Annotated in this window: 3 protein-coding genes; 2 read left to right on the forward strand and 1 reads right to left on the reverse strand. The window is 69.6% G+C overall.

What is annotated here, in order from left to right:
* Positions 1 to 139 precede the first annotated feature (139 nt).
* Together HF877_RS00345 and HF877_RS00350 are read left to right on the forward strand one after the other, a co-directional pair.
* Positions 140 to 19,012, forward strand: a complete 18,873-nt coding sequence (locus HF877_RS00345) for a non-ribosomal peptide synthetase (RefSeq protein ID WP_169618975.1) — start codon at positions 140 to 142, stop codon at positions 19,010 to 19,012.
* Positions 19,012 to 20,628, forward strand: a complete 1,617-nt coding sequence (locus HF877_RS00350) for a polysaccharide biosynthesis tyrosine autokinase (protein WP_169618977.1) — start codon at positions 19,012 to 19,014, stop codon at positions 20,626 to 20,628. The genes HF877_RS00345 and HF877_RS00350 overlap by 1 nt, the downstream gene beginning before the upstream one ends.
* On the opposite strand, the gene HF877_RS00355 is transcribed toward HF877_RS00350, so the two are convergent.
* Positions 20,599 to 21,114, reverse strand: a complete 516-nt coding sequence (locus HF877_RS00355; protein ID WP_169618979.1) for a protein tyrosine phosphatase — start codon at positions 21,112 to 21,114, stop codon at positions 20,599 to 20,601. The genes HF877_RS00350 and HF877_RS00355 overlap by 30 nt on opposite strands.
* Between the last annotated feature and the right edge of the window lie 7 nt (positions 21,115 to 21,121).

Below are 21,121 nucleotides of genomic sequence, written 5' to 3' on the forward strand. Positions count from 1 at the left end.
TCCGTAAGTACACTTCAGATATTCGATCGTGACAATAGGAGTTGGGAGGCTCCGGGCACGTTTCGAGCGGGGAGGACCACCGTGTAACTCGCTCGTGGATCAGTCGAATCTGTCATATCGGGCGAGGTGAGGGAGTGCGGTGCAACGTTTTCCGCTGTCCCCTAGCCAGCGAGGCCTCTGGTATGCGCAACAATTGAATTCGGACATTCCGTTCATTATCGCGCAATACGTAGAATTGTTCGGTGTCCTCGACCACGACCTTCTGCGCAAAGCGTGTGTGCAGGGTGGGCGCGACGTCGAATCCGGCTTCCTCTTTCTGGTTCCGGGGGACGGTCTTCCCGAACAGAGAATCGATATCGACTTCGAGGACGATGTCCCGTATCTCGACTTTCGTGCTGCCGACGACCCGGAGGACGCTGCTCATCGCTGGATGACTCAGCAGTTCGCGAAGCGTGTCGATCCCCTTCGGGACCGTCTGATCGCGACTGCTGTGTTGCACATCGGAGAGGATCGCTACATCCTCTCGAGCTACGTTCACCACATTGCCCTCGATGGGCACGGCGCGATGACTCTGATGCACCGCTGCGCGGACCTGTACACGGCGTGGAGCGCCGGCCTGGATACTCCGCCGGTCAGGTCGATGCCCCTCGCGAAGATCATCGAATGGGAAGCGGCCTACGCGGGTTCGTCGCGGCAGGCGGGCGACCGTGAGTACTGGTCGCAGCGACTGGCCGACCTGCCCGAGTCGCTGTCGCTCGCAGACGGTTCCGCACCGGCATCTGTCCCCGCTCGGCAGGCTGGTGCGGATGTTTCGCGTGAGGTGGTCGAAGCTGTCGCGGCGCTCGCTCACGACGCTAACTCCACCGATGTACCCGTCGTCGTCGCCGCATTCGCCGCGTTTCTCGCGCGCACCAACGGCAGTTCCGACGTAGTGCTCAGTCTTCCGGTGTCGGCCCGTACGACCGCACCGTTGCGCCGGTCGACCGGGGTGGTCTCGAATGTGGTGCCCCTACGGGTACGCGTCGAGCCGTCCGCGTCGGCCTCCGACCTCATTCGTGACGTGCAACTCGAACTCACCGGCGCGTTGCGGCATCAGCGCTACAGGTACGAAGACATGCTTGTGGACCTGCGGGAACTGGGCCGCGATTTCGGCGACACGCGCAGCGCATTCGGTCCCGTCGTGAACTTGATGATGTTCCATCCCCAGATCCGATTCGGCGATGTCGTGGGCGACTTCCACGTGCAGTCCACCGGTCCGATCGAGGATCTGTCCGTCAACGTGTATCCGGGTATCGCCGGGCGCTCCACCCGCATCGACTTCGAGGCGAACCCCGCTCTCTACAGCCCCGAACTCCTGAACCTGCAGCACATTCGGTTCCTCGCGTTTCTGTCCCATTTCGTCCAGGACCGGACGACTCCGCTCGGCGACTTGCCGCTCGCAGACGATACGGAACTCGAGGGGCTGACCCCGGCCCGCGGTGACGACGCACCCCCGTCGCAACTGCTACCCGACCTGATCTGCTCGCACGCCACCAGCGACGCGATTGCCGTCCGCGACGGTGGCCTGGCCGTCACGTACCGCGAACTGGACGCGCGCTCCGACCGCCTCGCACACCAACTCGTGTCAGCCGGCGCCGGATCCGAGGATCTCGTCGCGGTGGTGCTGCCGCGCTCGGTCGACTCGGTGGTGGCCTTGTGGGCGGTCGCGAAGACCGGTGCGGCCTACACCCCGCTCGACCCGGGAACACCTGCTCGTCGTCTCGCCGAGATGCTGTCCGAGGTAGGCGTGGCCGTCGCGCAGGACGGTGTCTCTCTGCCGGATCACGTTACGCGCATCGCCCCGCCTGCCGGCGATATCCCGTCCGACGAGTTCACGGCCCGAGACCGGTTGCGCCCACTGCATCCCGGCAATCCGGCCTGGGTGATCCACACGTCGGGGTCCACAGGTGTTCCGAAGGCGGTCACCGTCGGTCACGGCGGACTGTCCGCACTGGTCGCGGCCCTCCGCAGCCGCTACCGCGCCGACTCCGATTCGCGCGTGCTGCACCTGGCCGCGCCCACTGTCGATGCGTCGCTGCAAGAATTGCTTCTCGCGTTCGACGCCGGCGCCACCGTGGTCGTCTGCCCCGCCGAGGTCGTGGGCGGTCCGGCGCTCACCTCCCTACTTCGAGCGGAAGCGGTGACCCACGCCGTCACTGCGCCGGCCGTGCTGGCAGTGACATCCGAATCGGGGTTGCCGGACCTGCGGGTGGTCGACGCAGGTGGCGAAGCCCTTCCTCGGAACGTCGCCGACCGTTGGTCGGCGGACCGCACTCTGCTCAATGCGTACGGCCCCACCGAGGCCACCGTGCTCGCCACACTCAGCGATCCGCTGTCGCCGGGGGGCGGTGTACCCATCGGGCGGCCGATCGACGGGATGACGGCTGTCGTGCTCGACGCGCGCCTGCACCCGGTGCCACCCGGAGTGATCGGTGAGCTCTACCTGGGAGGACCGGGGCTCGCACGTGGTTACCGCGCCGCGCCGGCCCTCACTGCCGAGCGCTTCGTCGCCTCGCCGTTCGGCGGCCGGATGTACCGGACGGGCGACCGGGTCCGCTGGAACGAGAGCGGCGAACTCGAGTTCCTCGGCCGTGCCGACCAGCAGGTCAAGATTCGCGGTCGCCGCATCGAACCCGGCGAAATCGAAGCAGTGCTCGCCTCGTTCGCCTCGGTGAACTCTGCTGCCGTCGCAGTGCGCGGCGAGAACCTCTCGGCGTATGTGGTGGGCGACGTCGACCCGGCCGATCTCACCGCCCGCCTGGCAGAACAGTTGCCGGTATATCTGCGGCCCGCGTCCGTTACGGTCCTCGACGCGCTGCCTCTGACTCCCGGCGGCAAAGTCGACCGCCGCGCGCTGCCCGAACCTGCTCTCCCGGTGACTCTTTCGCGCCCGCCGGTCGGGGCCGTCGAGATCCTCATCGCCTCCTTGGTCTCCGGCCTGACCGGCACGACGGACGTCACGGCCGACGACGACTTCTTCGCCCTCGGCGGTCACTCCCTCGGTGCGACACAACTTGCTGCCCGGCTCAGCGCCGCCCTGGGGCGCGAGGTGAACCTCCGCGATGTGTTCGCGCATCCGACTGTTGCGAGGCTGGCCGCCGCTGCCGTCGAACGACCGGTCGCCGTGCCCGCCCCGGTCGCAACGGCGGACGATGGACCGGCACCACTGGCCCCGGCGCAACGTCGCCTGCTGCTCCTCGCCCGTGTGCACAGCGACTCTGCCGCCTACCACCTGCCGTGGGCGTTACATCTCGACGGTCGCCTCGCCCTCGAGGCGCTCCGGTCCGCGCTCACCGACGTCCTCGGCCGGCACGAGAGCCTGCGCACCGTATTCGTGCACACCGAAGAAGCAGCGTTCCAGCACGTGCTGCCACTACCGGAAGCGTGCGCCTTCGTCGATCTGGAACCCTCTGCAGCCCGAGAGAATGCGCTGGTCGAGACGATCAGGACGTGGTCGACCGAACCCTTCGACCTCACCACCGACATTCCCTTCCGCGTCCGCTTGTTCCGCGTCGCGGACGACCGCCACGTACTTGCCGTGGTCGCACACCACATCGCTCTCGACGGTGCCTCGTTCGCGCCGCTCACCCGAGATGTGGCGGCCGCCTACCTCGCTCGCACCCGCGGCGAGGTGCCGGCGTGGACACCGCTACCTCTGCACTATCGCGATTACGCCCGATGGCACCGCGACCGCCTCGGCGATCCCCACTCGGCCGACAGCCGGGCCGCTGTCGAACTCGGCTTCTGGCGTGCAACTCTGAAGGGACTGAGCGAAGCGGCACCGCTGCCCACCGACCGGCCCCGCACCCGCGGCCTCGGCCCCGCGTCGTCGGCCGACGTGACCGTCCCGTTGGAGACGGCCCGCGCGCTGCGTTCTCTCGCGCACGCCCACGATGCCACCACGTTCATGGCTGTTCACGCCGCGGTCTCGGTGTGGCTATCGGCCTGGACAGCGGAACGCGACATCGCCATCGGTACGGGGACCGCCGGACGTGATCATCCCGACCTGGAAGACCTGGTGGGAATGTTCGTCGGCACGGTCACGCTGCGCGTGGATGTGGATCCGGCGCAGCCCTTCACAGACCTGCTCGCCACCGCCCGCGCTGCCGACCTCGATGCCTTCGCGCACGCGACCGTGCCATTCGACGATGTCGTCGATGCTCTCGGATTCACTCCGTTCCGCGTGATGCTCGCCTACGACAACGTCGACGTTCCCGACCTCGAACTGCCGGATATGACGGTGCAGGCGCGCGAGATCGACCCCACGCAAGCGCGATTCGAGCTCGAGATCTCGCTGAGCGAACTGCGCGACGGAACACTGACCGGTCGTCTCGTCTACGACTCGTCGCTGTTCGACGACGTGACCATCTCCACGTGGTCGTCGCGCCTGACCTCGGTGCTCGAGCAGATCGTGCGCGACCCGTCACAACCCGTGGGCGACCTCGACCTGGGCCCTCACGATGTCGAGACTGCTGCCGAGGGGCACGAGACGACGTTCGCCGAACTCATCGACCGCTCACCCGCTCGGGTCGCCGATCCCGGCTCGGAACCGGTACACATCGCCACCGCCGCGCGCCCGCTGGCGTGGAACCTGATCGGGCTCGGACTCGGAACCGAAGACCGAGTGGCCGTGCTGCTGCCGCGCTCGACGCACTCGGTGGTGGCGGCGGCAGCCGTCGCGCTCGCCGGTGCCGCGTTCGTGCCCATCGATCCCCATCAGCCGCCGGTCCGTATCGCCGCGTTGCTCGCCGATTCCGGTGTCCGCCACGCCATCGCCGGACCGGGTGTAGCGCTTCCCGGCGACGTGCGCGCGGTACCGTTCACCACGACCGGGGATATCGGGGAGATCACCGACGCCGACCGGGTGCGCCCGATCCGTATCGGCAACACCGCCTACGTGGTCTACACGTCGGGATCGACGGGCAGCCCCAAGGGTGTCGTGGTGACACATCGCGGGCTGGGGCCGCTGGCACAGTCGTTCCACGACAGGTTCGCCCTGAGCAGCGATGCACGCGTGATGCATTTTGCATCGCCCGCATTCGACGCGGCCGTCCTGGAGTACGTCCTGGCTCTGGCGTCGGGCGGCACGCTCGTCGTGGCACCCGCGGACGTCTACGGCGGCGAGGAGTTGCTCGAGTTGCTCCGTTCCGAGCGCATCACGCACTGGTTCACCACACCGTCGGTGCCCGCGCGTCTGGACCCCACCGATCTGGACGACCTGAGCGTGGTCGCGATCGGCGGCGAGGCATGGCCGGTCGACACCGCGCAACGCTGGGCACAGGGACGCACGGTGCTCAACGTGTACGGCCCCAGTGAAACGACGGTCCTGGCAACCTCATCCGAGCCGTTCGAACCCGGACAGCCGCTCACCATCGGCTCCGGCCTCGTCGGCGTCACACCCGTCGTGCTCAACAACCGGTTGCGCCACGTCGCCGAGGGAGTAACCGGCGAACTGTATCTGCTGGGCCAAGGCGTGGCCCGGGGGTATCTCGACGCACCGGGACAGACCGCCGAGCGGTTCGTTGCCTCACCATTCGGTGTCGGCCGCATGTACCGCACCGGTGATTTTGTCCGCTGGACCCGGGTGGGCGACCGAGCCGCTCTCGAATTCGCGGGTCGCACCGACCACCAGGTGAAGATCCGGGGCTTCCGGATCGAACTCGGCGAGATCGACACCGTTCTGCAGGGCTACGCAGGCGTGAACACCGCCGTCACCGTCGTACGCGACGACGCGCTCGTCACCTACGTGCAGGCCCGCGACACCGACCTCGACCCGGACGACATCCGGGAATGGGCGGCAACCCGGCTTCCGAGGCACATGGTGCCCGCGACCGTCACCGTGCTCGATGCGCTGCCCCTGACCCCGACCGGCAAGATCGATCGCGCTGCGCTGCCCGCACCCACCCCCCGGTCCGGTCCGGACGACGGATATCGCGGTCCGGGCGAAGAACTGGCCGCGCGGATCGTCGCGGACCTGCTCTCGATCTCCGCAGTGAACCATCGCGACGATTTCTTTGCGATCGGCGGAAATTCTTTGATCGCAACACAACTCGCGACCCGGCTGAGTGCTGTAGCGGGACGCCGCATCGGGGTCCGGGACATCTTCGAACACCCCACGGTCGGCTCGCTCGCCCACCTTCTCGCCGAGCGTGGCGACGGTGACGAGACCCTCCCGATCGTCCACCTCGACGCCGACGACGAGACACCGCTCGCGCCCGCCCAGCAACGCATGTGGCTGCTGAACCGGTTCGACGTCGCCGGCGGTGCCGGGGGCGGCGACCACATCGCGTTCTCGGCCGAGTTCGACAGCCGACTCGACCCGGACGCGGTGCGTGCCGCAGCCCAGGACGTGGTGAGTCGCCACGACACACTGCGGACGGTCTTCCCCGACGGGCCGAACGGTCCGTATCAGCGGGTTCTCACATCCGTCGACATCGACCTCGCACCCGTCGAGGCGCAGGCGGAGGTCGAAACGGAGTTGCTCGGCTTCGCCCGCGAGAGCTTCGATCTCACCGTCGATCCACCGATCCGTATGCGTCTCTACCGGCGGGAAAGCGGGTACGTCCTCGCGGTGGTGCTGCACCACATCTGCGTCGACGGCCTGTCGCTGCTGCCACTGGGACGCGATGCCGCCACCGCCTACAACGCCCGCCGGGACGGTCACGCTCCCGTCTGGCCGGAACCGGCCGTCACCTACCGCGACTACGCACGCTGGCACCACCGCCTGCTGGGCGACGAAACCGACCCCGGCAGCCTCGCCGCACGGCAACTCGAGTACTGGAAGCACACCCTCGCCGCGGCGCCGCCGATGCTCGCCCTGCCCACCGACCGGCCCCGGCGAGCCTCCGGTGACGGCGCCGCGGCGCAGGTGAGCTTCTCGGTACCCGCCGAAATCCACACCGCTGTGGATAAACTCGCTCGCGCCCACGATGCCACGGCATTCATGGTGGTGCACGCGGCGCTCGCCACCCTGCTGGCCGCTCTCGCCGCAACGGACGATGTCACGATCGGTACGCCCGTGTCGGGACGCAGCGATGCCGCCCTGGACGACATGGTCGGCATGTTCGTCGGCACCGTGCCGTTGCGGTTGCCCGTCCGCCCCCGCACCACCTTCGCCGACCTGCTGGCCGAAACCCGGCGCGTGGATCTCGGCGCGTTCGCGCACGCGGACGTGCCGTTCGACCGGATCGTCGACGCGGTGGGCGCCGGCCCGTCCGGGCACCATCCGTTGTTCCAGACGATCCTCGCGTACGAGACGTTCGCCGTCGACATGCTCGACCTGCCCGGTGGGACGGCACGGATCCGGGACATCTCGGCCGTCCCCGCGCGCGTGGACCTCGAGGTGACGATCCGCGAACGGCGTTCCGAGACCGGAACACCCGCTGGGCTCGACGGCATCTTCACCTATGCCGCCGACCTGTTCGACGCCGACACCGTCGCGCAGTGGGGCACGTGGTTCGCGGGCATCCTGGACGCGGTCACCGCGGATCCGGGTGTGACCGTGGGCGGTATCGAGCCGGGGGGAACGGCCGACACCCCGGACTGTGCACCGCTGCCACTGGCCGCGCACTCGCTGCCCGGACTCGTGGCGCAGCGCGTGGCCGACGACGCCGAGGCCGTGGCCGTGCTCGCGGACGGAGAATCGCTGACCTACGGTCAGCTGTGGTCACGCTCGGGTGGTCTCGCAGCTGTTCTGGCCGAACAGGATGTCGGGCCCGACGACGTCGTGGCCGTCGCCCTGCCGCGGTCCGCAGAACTGCTTGTCGCGATCTTCGCCGTGACCCGCGTCGGTGCGGCCTACCTGCCGGTCGATGTCACACATCCGCCCGCTCGGCTGCGCGCTCTGTTCGACGACGCCCGACCGGCGCTGCTGATCGCTCGCCGCGGCTTCGACGCACGGGTGCCCGCCGTGTACCTCGACGACGACGCCGTGGCCGCACGGGTGGACGATGGCGCGGACTTCGACGCACCGGTGCTGCCCGATCAGGGCGCCTACCTGATCTACACGTCCGGCTCCACCGGGGTGCCGAAAGGCGTACTCGTCACCCACCGCAACGTGCTGGCACTGCTCGCCGCGACCACCGGCTTCGGCTTCGGACCTGCCGACGTATGGACCCTGTTCCACTCGCCGGCGTTCGACTTCTCCGTGTGGGAGATGTGGGGTCCGCTCACCACCGGCGGCCGTCTCGTGGTCGTGGATCACCTCACGGCCCGCGACCCGCAGGCCGTCGCAGCGCTGATCGACCGCGAACAGGTGACGGTGCTCAACCAGACACCGACCGCCTTCTCGCAACTCTCCACTGTTCAGGCGGACCTGACATCGTTGCGGCTGCTCATCTTCGGTGGCGAAGCGCTCGAACCCGACCGCGTCGTGCCGTGGGCCGATACGCACCCGCATGTGCGCACCGTCAACATGTTCGGCATCACCGAGACCACCGTGCACGTCACCGCCGGCGACGCCACCGTTGCCGGCATCGGCGTGCCTCTGCCGGGAGTGTCGGTCTCGATACTCGACGCCTCGCTGCGGCCTGCCCTGCCGCGTGCCGTCGGCGAACTGTATGTCACAGGGGCTCAGGTGGCTCGGGGATACCGAGACCGGCCCGCGCTCACCGCCGCCCGTTTCGTCGCCGCGCCCGGTGGTGCGCGCCGCTATCGCACCGGCGATCTCGGCCGCAGCGATCGCGCCGGAACGCTGCAGTATCTCGGGCGGGCCGATCAGCAGATCGAACTGCGCGGCTACCGGATCGAACCCGCCGAAGTCGAAGCCGCCCTGCTGCGGTGCGAGGGCGTCGCCCAGTCCGCGGTCGTCCTGCGGGACGGCATGCTGGTCGCGTACCTGGTCGGCGGCAGTGGCCCGGAGGTGTTGCGCGAGTTGCGCACTGTGCTGCCGGACTACCTCGTTCCGTCCGCTGCCGTCGTCGTCGACACGCTGCCCCGCACTGCCAACGGCAAGCTCGACCACGACGCGCTGCCAGCACCCGCGGTATCCGCCGGTGGCCGCACCGCTCCGCACGGTCCCGTCGAGGAACTCGTCGCCGAGGTCTACCGCGAACTGCTCGGTATCGAGGGGACAGTGGCGGCCGACGCCGACTTCTTCCACCTGGGCGGCCACTCGTTGCTCGCCACCCGGCTCGCGGGACGACTGTCCGCCGTGGCGGACGTCGACGTCACGATCCGCGACGTCTTCGAGGCGCGCACGGTATCCGCTCTGGCAGAACGGGTGTCGCTGCACCGGGGTGCCGGAAGCCGGGCGCCGATCGTCGCCGACGACACTGCTCCCGCGCCGCTGTCCGCCGCCCAGCAGCGCCTGTGGTTCGTGAACCGGCTCGACACCTCGTCGGCCGGCTACAACCTGCCCTTCGCAGTGCGGCTCGACGGCGCCCTCGACATCGCCGCGTTCGCCGCCGCCGTCGCGGATGTGACCGAGCGGCACCGCACGCTGCGCACGATCTATCCCGCGGCCGGCCGGTACACGGTGCTGCCCGCCCAGGCACCCGATCTCGGTCCCGTCGCCGTTCCCGCCGACGCGCTCGACGACTTCGTCCGAGACGTCGCCACCACCGGTTTCGATCTCACCGTCGACCGGCCGATGCGTGTGCGGCTGTACCGCACCGGCCCGGACCGGCACGTACTGGTCGTGGTGGTGCACCACATCGCGGCCGACGGCTGGTCGCTGACGCCGCTGGTGCGTGACCTGGCCGCGGCCTACGAGAGTCGTACCGTAGGTTCCGGCTCGGAACTTCCGCCACTTCCGTTGCACTACACCGACTTTGCTCGCTGGCAACGCGGTATCGCCGGCATCCAGGTGGCACCGTGGGCCGATCGCCTCGCCGGACTCCCCGACGAAGCGACGCTGCCCACGGATCGTCCCCGGCCCGCGCGGCCCACAGGCCGAGGCCGGAGCCACACGATCACGCTCGACGCCCGACTCGTGCGCGGACTGCACGACCTCGCGCGTGACCGCCACGCCACGGTGTTCATGGTCCTCCATGCGGCGCTCGCCGCCCTGCTCACCCGGCACGGCGCGGGGCGGGACATCCCCATCGGCACGGTGGTCTCCGGCCGCGGCGCGCCGGAACTCGACGAACTCGTCGGCATGTATGCAGGAACCCTGGTGTTGCGGACCGCGGTCGACCCCGATGGGTCCTTCGCGGACCTCCTTGCCGAGGCGCACGCCCGCGACCTCGATGCGTACATGCAGCCCGATGCGCCGTTCGAGACGCTGGTCGAGATGCTCAACCCCACCCGCGTGGAAGCCCGGCACCCGCTGTTCCAGGTCGCGCTGTCGCTCGCGCGCCCGGTGCCGACGACGATGGACCTGCCCGGACTGGCGGCGACGGTCCTGCCCGTCGACGCCGAATACGCCAACCACGACGTACAACTCACCGCAACCGAGACTCCGGCCGGCTTCGATCTCGAATTCTTCTACAGCACCGATCTGTACGACGACGAGACGATCGCGGTGTACGCGGACCGCTATCAGGCGATCCTCGACGCCGCTGTCGACGACCCGGCGGTGCGCGTCGGCGACATCGAACTCCCCGGGCCGGCCGTCGTACGGCACGTCGGACCCGTGGCCGGACCGGTGCGCTCGCTGCGCCGGTGGCTCACGGCAGGAGCAGAACTGGGAGGTGCGCACCAGGCAGCACGCGACGGTGATCGCGGCCTCACCTATCCCGAACTGCTGCACCGCGCCGACGCTCTCGCGGCACGCCTTCAGGCTGTGGGAGTCCGGCCGGGCGACGCGGTCGCCTGCGCGCTGCCCCGCTCGCTCGAATCGGTGGTCGCCGTGTGGGGAATCGTGCGGTGCGGCGCTGCGCCGATGCTCGTCGATCCGGACCAGCCCGCGGCGCGCCTCGAGACCATGATCGGGCATGTCACCGTCGGTGTGGGTGACGCCGCCACGCTGCCCGCCACGCTGGTGTGGCTCGACGTGGATGCCGACGAGGAGGAACCACTCGACCTCGCGGCCGAACCGGCGCCGGACTCGCCCGCCTACATCGTGTTCACCTCCGGAACATCCGGAAACCCGAAGGGCGTCACCATCACCCAGCGCGGCGTCAGCGCACTCGCCGAGGACGTCGGCGAATACTTCGGAGCGGTGCCGGGTGATCGGGTACTGCACGTCGCGGCACCGAGTTTCGACGCCGCGATGCTCGAACTTCTTGTCGCGGGCATCTCCGGCGCGACTCTCGTCATCGCAGACTCCGAGAGCTATGCCGGTGACGCGCTGGGCGGCCTTCTCGAACGCCACGCCGTCACGCACGCAGTGCTGACGCCCTCGACGCTCGCCACGATCCCCGTCCGCGACCTGCCGCACCTGCGCATGGTCATGCTCGGGGGTGACCGGGTAACTCCGGCGCTCGTCGAACGCTGGGGATCGCAGCGTGCGCTTCTCAACGGATACGGTCCCGCGGAGGGGACGGTCTTCGTCACCGCGTCGCAGCCGATGCGCGCCGGGGGCGGTCTCGGGATCGGTGTCCCCGTGCGCGGCGTCACCGCCGATGTCCTCGACGAGCGACTCCAGCCGGTACCCGTCGGGGTGATCGGCGAACTCTACGTCTCGGGCGGACGGATCGCCCACGGGTACCGCAACGCCCCCACCCGAACAGCCGAACGGTTCGTCGCAGGACCCCGTGGCACTCGGCGTTACCGCACCGGCGACCTCGTTCGGTGGCGGTACGACGGAACCCTGGACTTCGTCGGGCGCAGTGACGCTCAGATCAAACTCCGCGGTGTCCGCATCGAACCGGGGGAGGTGGACGCCGCGCTCAGCTCATTCGAGGGCATCGACCGCGCCGTCACCGTCGCGCGCGACGGCCGGCTCGTCTCGTACATCACTCCCGCGGCAGTCGAGACCGACGACGTACGCCGGCGTCTGCGGTCCGTGCTTCCGGCGCATCTCGTACCGGCGGTGGTGGTTCCGGTCGATGCCATCCCGCTGACGGCGCACGGCAAGGTCGACACCGCCGCGTTGCCCGAACCTCGTCCTGCCGGAGACCCGGCGGACGGGACCGTGCCACCGGCGACGCAGACCGAAGCGGTGATCGCCGGGATACTCGGCGAGATCCTCGGCGACGGTGCAGAGCCCGCGCGGGTGGGCCGGACCGACGACTTCTTCGCCATCGGCGGGAACTCGCTGCTCGCCACCGTGCTTGTCGGCCGGTTGCGGGAAGAGACGGGCGCCGCTGTGCCGCTGCGAACAGTGTTCGCCCACCCGACCGTGGACGCGCTCGCGGCCGCGCTCGAGGCCGGAGGGTTCGAGGAAGACGCCGGACCGGTGGCGGTGTCGCCGCGGCCCGAGCGCATCCCGCTCGGCCGCGCCCAGCGCCGCCTCTGGGGACTGAACGCCCTCGCGCCCGGTGCCTACCGGCTGCGCAGCGAGGTGCGCGTCGACGGACCACTCGACGTGGACGCGCTGCACTCCGCCCTCGCCGATGTCGCGCACCGGCACGACATCCTGCGCACCGAGTACGTCGTCACCGGCGACGACGTGTATCAGGTGATCGGGGACGAACCCCGCAGCACGCTGTGGCACGCGCATCTCGAACGCGTCGACACCCACCGCCACATCCTGCACTTCGACGTGGACCATTCGATAGCCGACGGCACGTCGCTGCGACCGTTGCTGCGGGATGTCGGCGTCGCCTACCTGGCGCGCACGGCCGGGCACAGCCCGCGGTGGGAGCCGCTGCCTCTGCAGTACGCCGACTACGCGCTGTGGGAAGCCGAACGTGGCGTCTCCGAAGCCGACATCGCACACTGGCGGCAGGCGCTGGACGGCCTGGTGGCCGCGGAACTCCCGGTCGAGCCCACCGGTGCCGGGCCCGCCGCCCGGGCCGTGGAGTTCAGGGTGCCCGCCGATGTTCGCGACGCCGTGTCCGAGATGGCGCGCGCTCACGGCGCCACCGAGTTCATGGTGCTGCACGCGGCCCTGTCGGTACTGCTCGCGCGCCTCGCCGCACACGATGACATCGCCGTGGCAGCAGTCGTCGGCGGCCGGCGCTGGTCGCAACTCGAAGACCTCATCGGGCCGTTCCTCACCACCCTCGTGCTGCGTGCCCGGGTGGCACCCGACATGCCGTTCAGCGGGTTGCTCGCACAGGTCCGGGACTTCGACGTCGCGGCCCTCGACCACGCATCGGTGCCGTTCGAACATGCCCTGGCGGAACTGAAGGTTCCGGCTCCCCAGGTTGCGCTCGCCCTCCAGGATTTCGGTACCGGCATCGCACCTCTCGGCGACCTCACCATCGAAGCTCGCGAGAGGATCGAGAGCGCAGCGCAATTCGACCTGCACTTCGCACTTGCACCGGAGTCGTCCGGATATGCGGGCACGGTGCTCTACGACCGATCACGATTCTCGGACCACACCGCAGGGCTTCTCGCGACCGGCTTCGTGGCACTGCTCGGCGTGCTGGTGAATACCCCGGACGCCCCGGTCGGCGACGCGGTGTTCGACGCGCCCGCCGATCCGCTGGTAGGGGACACCCCCGCACCCGTCCGCACCCTCGCCGACCTGCTGCGGGCGGCGGCCGCAGCGCATCCCGACCGAGAGGCGCTGCGCGGCGCCGATGCGGTCCTGACCTATCGCGAACTCGACGAGCAGTCCGACGAACTGGCCGACGAACTGCGGACACAGGGTGCCGGGCCGGGTGTCGTCGTGCCGATCGGCCTGCCTCGCAGTACCGGGTACATCAGGACACTCTGGGCGATCACCAAAACCGGTGCGGCCTTCACCGACTCGTCCGACGTCGGCCAGACGTGCCCGCCGGAGGTCGCATACGTCGTCACCACGTCCGGGTCGACCGGCGTTCCCAAGCAGGTCGCGGTGACGCACCGGGGGCTCGCGCCCCTCGCAGCCGAAGTGGCGTGCCGGTACCGGGTGGGGCCGGGTGACCGCGTACTGCACGGCTATTCCCCGGCGTTCGATGCCGCGCTGCTCGAACTGATGCTCGCGCACACCACCGGTGCCACACTCGTCGTCGCGCCCCCCGACGTGTACGCGGGACCCGACCTGCACCGGCTCCTCATTCGCGAGCACATCACCCACTACCTCTCGACACCGACGGTTCTGGGCACCCTCGACCCGGAAGGGCTGCCGGAGCTGAAAGTCGTTGCTTCCGGGGGTGAACCGCTGCCGGGTGCGCTGGCAGCGCGGTGGGCGGCCGGTCGCATGATGCTCGACGCCTACGGTCCCACCGAATCGACCATCGTCGCCACCCTCGTCGACATCGACGCAGACACCACATCCGGTGGACGCAGTGCCGGTATCGGACGGCCTGTGCCGGGGACCGTCGCCCACGTGCTCGACGCACGCCTGCACCCTGTGCCGAGCGGCGCCGTCGGCGAGTTGTACCTCGCCGGCGAGGGCCTCGCCGACGGGTACCTCGACGCACCGGCGCAGACCGCGGAACGATTCGTGGCGGCGATCGGCGGCACCCGTATGTACCGGACGGGCGACCGCGTGCACCGGCGCAGTGACGGCACATTGGCGTATCTCGGCCGAACCGACCGGCAACTCAAAGTGCGCGGTGTCCGTATCGAACCCGGAGAACTCGAGGCCACGCTGCTGGCCCAGCCCGGTATCCGGCAGGCTGCAGTGCTCACCACCGGCGACACGCTCGTCGCCTTCGCGGCGGGAACCGGGCTCACGGCAGAGGATGTCCACTCGCGCCTCGCGCTCGTCGTTCCGCCGCACCGCATGCCGTCCCGCGTGCACGTGATCGGCACGCTGCCCGTCACGCCCAACGGCAAACTCGACCGCCGTGTCCTCGAACAACTCGATGCCCTCGAACAACTCGATGCGCTCGCCGATACCTCACTCGTGAACGCAGACGATGCCCAGGCCGGCCTCCTGCTCTCCGACGCCGAAGAACTCGTCGTGACAGTGGCCGAGGACGTGCTCGGCGTGCGTCCTGCCGCGCACCGCGGGTTCTTCACGGCCGGTGGAGACTCGCTGTCCGCGGTGGTGTTCGCCGCCCGTCTCACCGAGGCGTTCGGGATGGATGTTCCGGTCCGGGAGATCCTCGCCGCGCCCACGCTCTCCGCGCTCGCCGCCCGGATCGGACACGACGACGCACAGCCTCTCCCGGTGCGCCGCTACGAGCGCGGGGGCCCGGCACCTCTCGCACCCGCACAACGGCGCCTCTGGCTGCTGGCACGCGCAGAACCCGGCACCACCGCGTACATCGTGCCCGTCGTACTCTCGCTCACCGGTGAACTCGATGCCGCAGCGCTCGGCGCAGCCTTCGGCGACGTCGTCGCCAGGCACGAGATCCTGCGGACGGTGTTCACGGACGAAGGACAGGTCCCGATCCGGCCCCCGGTGCTCGTACACCGCGCACCCGCCGACCTCACCGGGGCCGTGACCGAGACGGTCGCCACGCCGTTCGACCTCACCACCGAAGCGCCGTTGCGCATCCGGCTGTTCGATGTGGAGCCGGGCCGCTGGGTTCTCGCCGCGGCCGTGCACCACATCGCCTTCGACGGCGCATCCCTGGGGCCGCTGCTCGCCGACCTGTCGACCGCGTACACGGCGCGTCTGGGCGGGAGCGCCCCGCACTTCGAGCGCCTTCCCGTCACCTACCGCGATTACGCACACTGGCAGCACGAACTACTCGGCGATCCCGACGACCCCCACTCGCTCGCGGCGCGGCAACTGGACTACTGGTCGAACACACTCGCCGGTCTGCCCGACGCCCCGCTGCCGTTGCCGCTCGACCGGCCGCGTCCCGTGCGGCCGAGTTACCTCGGTGCGCAGATCGTCTCGCATCTCGACCCGTCCACGCACCTGCGTCTGCGTGCGCTCGCCCGCCGGCACGACGTGACGGTGTTCATGGTGGTCCACGCCGTGCTTGCCACGCTGCTCGCGCGCCGCAGCGGACGTGACGACATCGCGGTCGGCACGGCAGTTGCCGGTCGCGGCGATCCGGACCTCGAACGGCTCGTCGGGATGTTCGTCGGCACGGTGACGCTCCGCACCCCGGTCGACCGGGCCAGACCGTTCACCGACCTGCTTCGGGCGGTGCGGGCGGCGGATCTCGGTGCGGTAGGCCACGCCGACGTGCCGTTCGAACAGGTCGTCGCCCGACTCGCACCGCGCCGTGACCCGTCGCATCACCCGCTGTTCCAGGTGTTGCTCACCCACCGGGCCGAGAGCGGCCGCGATCCCGGCGCCCTGCTGCCGGGAGTCACCGTGGCCGATGTCACGGCCGGAGAACCCGCCGCGCAGTTCGACCTCGTCGTCGAAGTTGTAGAACACGCGGCGGGACCCGACGACGACGCGGGCATCGACCTGCGTCTGATCTACGCCACCGAACTGTTCGACGGCAGCACCGCCGACGGTCTGCTCACCGAGTTCGTCACCCTCCTGCACGGCGCCCTCGCCGAACCCGAACGGCCCGTCGGCGACCTCGCCTCGCCGGCACCGCAACCTCTCGCGACGCCCGGCGTCGAACCCCGCACGCTGTCCGAGATCTTCGCCGACACCGTCGCCCGGCACCCCGGGCAGATCGCCGTGCGCACCGGCACTGTGGCGTGGACGTACGCCGGACTCGACGCCCGGTCCGACGACATCGCCGGCGAACTCGCCCACCGTGGGGTACGTCGAGGTGATGTCGTCGCCATCGCGGTTCCGCGCGGCGAGTACTGGCCCCTCGCGGTGTGGGCGGTCGCCAAGGCCGGTGCGACGTGGGTGTCGCTCGACCTCGCACAACCGGCCGCCCGCGTGACCGCACTGCTCACCGACTCGGAAGCCGTCGTGGGCCTGACCGTGGGCGTCTCCGGCCTCGGTGGCCTCCCGTGGATCGACGCGAGCGCCGACCACGGCGATCATCGCGTTCGGAAACCGGCGGTCACCCCCGACGACATCGCCTATCTCGTCTACACGTCCGGCACCACCGGGCAGCCCAAGGGCGTCGACGTGCCGCACCGGGGTCTCGCCTCGTTGCTCGAGATCCAGCGCGGACGGCTCGGGCTGACGGCGGGCTCGCGCGTGCTGCACGCGTCGTCGCACACGTTCGACGCGGCGGTCTTCGAATTGCTCTCCGCGCATGCCCACGGGGCGACGCTCGTCGTGGCACCCGAGCACACCTTCGCGGGATCACCACTCGAGCACCTCGTTGCAGCCGAAGGCATCACGCATCTGTTCGCGACCCCCAGCGTTCTCGCCACCGTCGACCCCGGAGTGCGCGACAACCTGACCGTCCTCGCCGTGGGCGAGGCATTGCCGTCCGCACTCGCGCGGCGATGGTCGCGGCACCGTCTCTTCAACGGGTACGGCCCCACGGAATTCACGGTGGCCGTGTCGCTCGGTGGGCCGGTGGACGGCGCGGCGACGCCGGCGATCGGCACGCCGGTCGCGGGCGCGTGCGTCCACATCCTCGACGTGCGCCTGCATCCCGTCCCGCCGGGCACGGTCGGCGAACTGTACGTGAGCGGTGCGGGGCTGGCACAGGGCTACCACCACCGGTCCGGCCTCACCGCGTGTCATTTCGTGGCGAACCCGTTCGGTGTGCCGGGGGAGCGGCTCTATCGCACGGGTGACCTCGTGCGGGTGACGGCGGACGGGGTGCTCGAATACACGGCGCGTGTCGACGATCAGGTGCAGATCCGCGGAATCCGGGTCGAGCCCGCCGAGGTCGATGTTGCCCTGCTGGGCCGGCCGGGGGTCGAGGCCGCGGTGACCGTCGCGCGTCCGGGCCCCGCCGGCGAACTCGCCCTGGCCTCGTACGTCCAGGCAGGTCACACGAATATCGATGGCGCCGAGCTGAATCGGGATCTGCTCACCCTGTTGCCCCGGCACCTGCGGCCGTCTTCCGTGACCGTTGTCGACGCTCTGCCGCTGACATCCTCGGGCAAGGTCGATCGCGTCGCTCTTCCCGAACCCGACATGCATGTCGCCGCCGACGCCTACATCGCGCCCGAGGGTGAGGTCGCGACCGTCGTCGCAGCCCTCTTCGCGCGGCACCTCGGTCTGGCTGCGGAGTCGGTGTCCGCGGACCGCGGCTACTTCGACCTGGGAGGCAGTTCGATGGGAGCGGTGGCCGTGGCTACCGACCTGCGCACCGAACTCGGGCGGGAGGTGCCCGTCGAATGGCTGTTCACCACGTCGACGGTCGCGGAACTCGCCGATCGGATCGAGCACTGGCAGCACGGTGCCGCCGTCGATCCCCTCGGTACCCTCGTCACGCTGGCCGCCGGAGTCCGCACGCATCCACCGGTGTTCTGTGTGCACCCCGTGAGCGGACTGTCGTGGATGTACGCCGGGCTCGCGCCCTATCTCGGCGGGCGCCCCCTGTACGGGGTGCAGGCGACCGGGCTCGACGACGACCCGTCGCACCCGGGACTTCCGGATACCGTCCATGACTTCGCCGCCCGCTATGTCGAAGAGATCCGCCGGGTGCAGCCGGAAGGTCCGTATCACCTGCTCGGGTGGTCGGTCGGCGGCACGATAGCGCATGAGATGGCTGTGCAACTGAGAGCATCCGGCGACGGTGTCGGGGTGGTCGCGTTGCTCGATACCCTGACTCCGGAACTCGTACCGTCCCACCCCGAACCGCCGGCCGGCGACACGGGCAGAGGCGGCGACGCCGAAATCACCCCCGATCCGGGCGTAGTTCCCGAGGCTGTGGTCGCCGACGTGCGTCGACGCAGTCACGCCGCGTCCGAAGCGGTCGAAGCGGCCGCCCGGAACCACTCACCACAGCGTTACCGCGGCGACATCGAGTTGTTCGTCGCCGCAGCCGATCCCGGCCGGAACCCCGGCCTCGCTGCCTCCTGGCAACGATACGTCGACGGTCGCGTCGTCGAACATCCCGTGCCGTTCGGGCATTCCGAACTGGCCGCGCCGGACGCGCTTCGGGTGATCGGACCGCTACTCGACCGTGCGCTGTCGAGTTTCGAAAGCCTCCACACCGCGCCGCCGCCGGTAGGACGCGCACGCACTGCCACCGCAATGAGGGAGACGACCTGATGGAAGTACACGACTACATGCGGATTCTCCAGGCGCGCTGGAAGATCATCGCCGGGGTGACCGTCGTCGCGGTGCTCGCCGCACTTACCGTGTCTCTGCTGACGACGCCGCAGTACGAAGCGAAGACACGGCTGTTCGTGTCGACGTCGTCGGGCGCGTCGGTCCAGGAGATCTACCAGGGCAACCTCTTCTCGCAGCAGCGCGTGACCTCCTATACGGAACTGCTGGCCGGCACCACCGTCGCGTCGCGCGCGCTCGACAAGCTCGGTATCACCGACATCACGCCGGTCGAGCTCGCGGCCAACGTGACCGCGTCGTCCACACCGGACACAGTCCTCATCGACACGGCCGTGACCGACGAGTCGCCCGAGCGCGCACGTGACCTCTCGAACGCCCTGTCCGACGAATTCGTCGTGATGGCACGCGAACTCGAAACCCCCGAAGGGGGCGGGGAGCCGACCGCCCGAGTGGTCGTCGAGCAGTACGCCGCGACCCCGTCGACCCCGATCGCTCCGAAGACGACCCGCAACGTCGCGCTGGGGCTCGCGGTAGGGCTGTTGCTCGGCATCGCACTGGCCGTCTTGCGCGACCGCCTCGACAACACCGTCAAAGATCGCAACGCCATCGAGGAAATCGCGGGCACGGGCGTCGTGGGTGTCATTCCGCTCGAGAAGTTGCGTCACGAAGAGCCGGCCATCTCGTTCTCCGATTCCAGCAGCGGCGACGCCGAGGCATACCGGGAACTGCGCACCAACCTGCAGTTCCTCGAGGTGGACAACCCTCCGCGCGTGCTGGTGTTCACCAGTTCGGTGCCGTCCGAAGGCAAGACCACCACGGCCATCAACACAGCCCTCGTACTGGCGGAAGCGGGCAAGTCGGTGGTCCTCGTCGAGGCCGACCTCCGGCGTCCCCGGGTGTCGAAGTATCTCGGCGCTCTCGGTGAGGCAGGCCTGTCGACGGTCTTGGCGCACCAGGCGTCCCTGGACGACGTGCTGCAGTCCACGCGCTTCGATTCGCTGTGGGTGCTCGCCGCCGGCACGCTGCCGCCGAATCCGTCGGAACTGCTCGGCTCGGCACACGCCGAGGAGGTCGTCACCGAACTGCGGTCGCGGTTCGACTACGTCATCATCGACGCGCCGCCGCTGCTGCCCGTCACCGACGCGGCGATCCTCACACGCATCTCCGACGGTGCCCTGCTCATCGCCCGATACGGGAAGACCACCCGGGAGCAGTTCGCCCGCGCGGTGGGCAATCTGCAGGCGGTCAACGCGACGGTGCTCGGAACGATTCTCACGATGGTTCCCGCGAAGCGACGCGGTGCGTCGTACGAGTACCGGTACTACTACGACACCGAGAAGGCGCAACAGCAGGTCGAGGCGCCCACGCAGTCTGTGGAAAACCCTGCCGTCACCGGCGCACCCGTCGCGCCGCCCGGTCCGCCGAGCCCACCGAGCCCGCCGCGGTCGTCCCCGGGCAAAGGCCGGTCTCTGGGTGGTCAGTTCCCGCCGACCGTGCGGAACGGTGAGGGTCGTCACTCGTCGGAGCCGCGGCCCGTGGTCCACACACCGCGGCGTCCGACGGACGGCTCAGGCCCGGATGCGGGCGAGCAGGGGTAACAGCAGGTCGGCGATCTCCGATCCGACCGCGACGAATGTCTCCTCGTCGCGGCCGATCGGGTCGACGATGTCTTCCGGCCCGGACGCAGGAAACTGTGCCCGGGCCGCCGCCAGTTCCGCGACGGACGCGGCGCCCGAAGCCTGCTGCACGCGCGCGGCTTCCGGCAGCGAGAACGTCACGCGCATCATCCGTGGTGCGAGCGTGATCACGTCGCCCCGATGCTGTTCGCTCATCGTGAGGATGAGGTCGGCGTCCTCTGCGATATCCGGAGTCAGCCGTCTCGCGGCGAATCCTTCCGGGTCACCCCCGAGTTGCTGCAACACGAGCGCGGCGGTGGGCTCCATGCCGTGTCCCACCACGGCCCTGGTGCCCGCACTGTGGGCGTCGAGGTCCTCCCGCCCCGACTCGGCGGCAAATGCTGTGGTCAACCGTTCGGCGGTGGGCGAGCGACAGATGTTTCCGGTGCACACGAAGAGAATCCGCATCCGCCGA

The sequence above is a fragment of the Rhodococcus sp. BL-253-APC-6A1W genome (assembly GCF_012843405.1).
In the GTDB taxonomy this organism is placed as follows: domain Bacteria; phylum Actinomycetota; class Actinomycetes; order Mycobacteriales; family Mycobacteriaceae; genus Rhodococcus.

Excerpts from the sequence above, each read along its gene's own strand:
- HF877_RS00350 (WP_169618977.1), top strand. The coding sequence starts at position 19,012 with ATGGAAGTACACGACTACATGCGGATTCTCCAGGCGCGCTGGAAGATC.
- HF877_RS00355 (WP_169618979.1), bottom strand. The coding sequence starts at position 21,114 with ATGCGGATTCTCTTCGTGTGCACCGGAAACATCTGTCGCTCGCCCACC.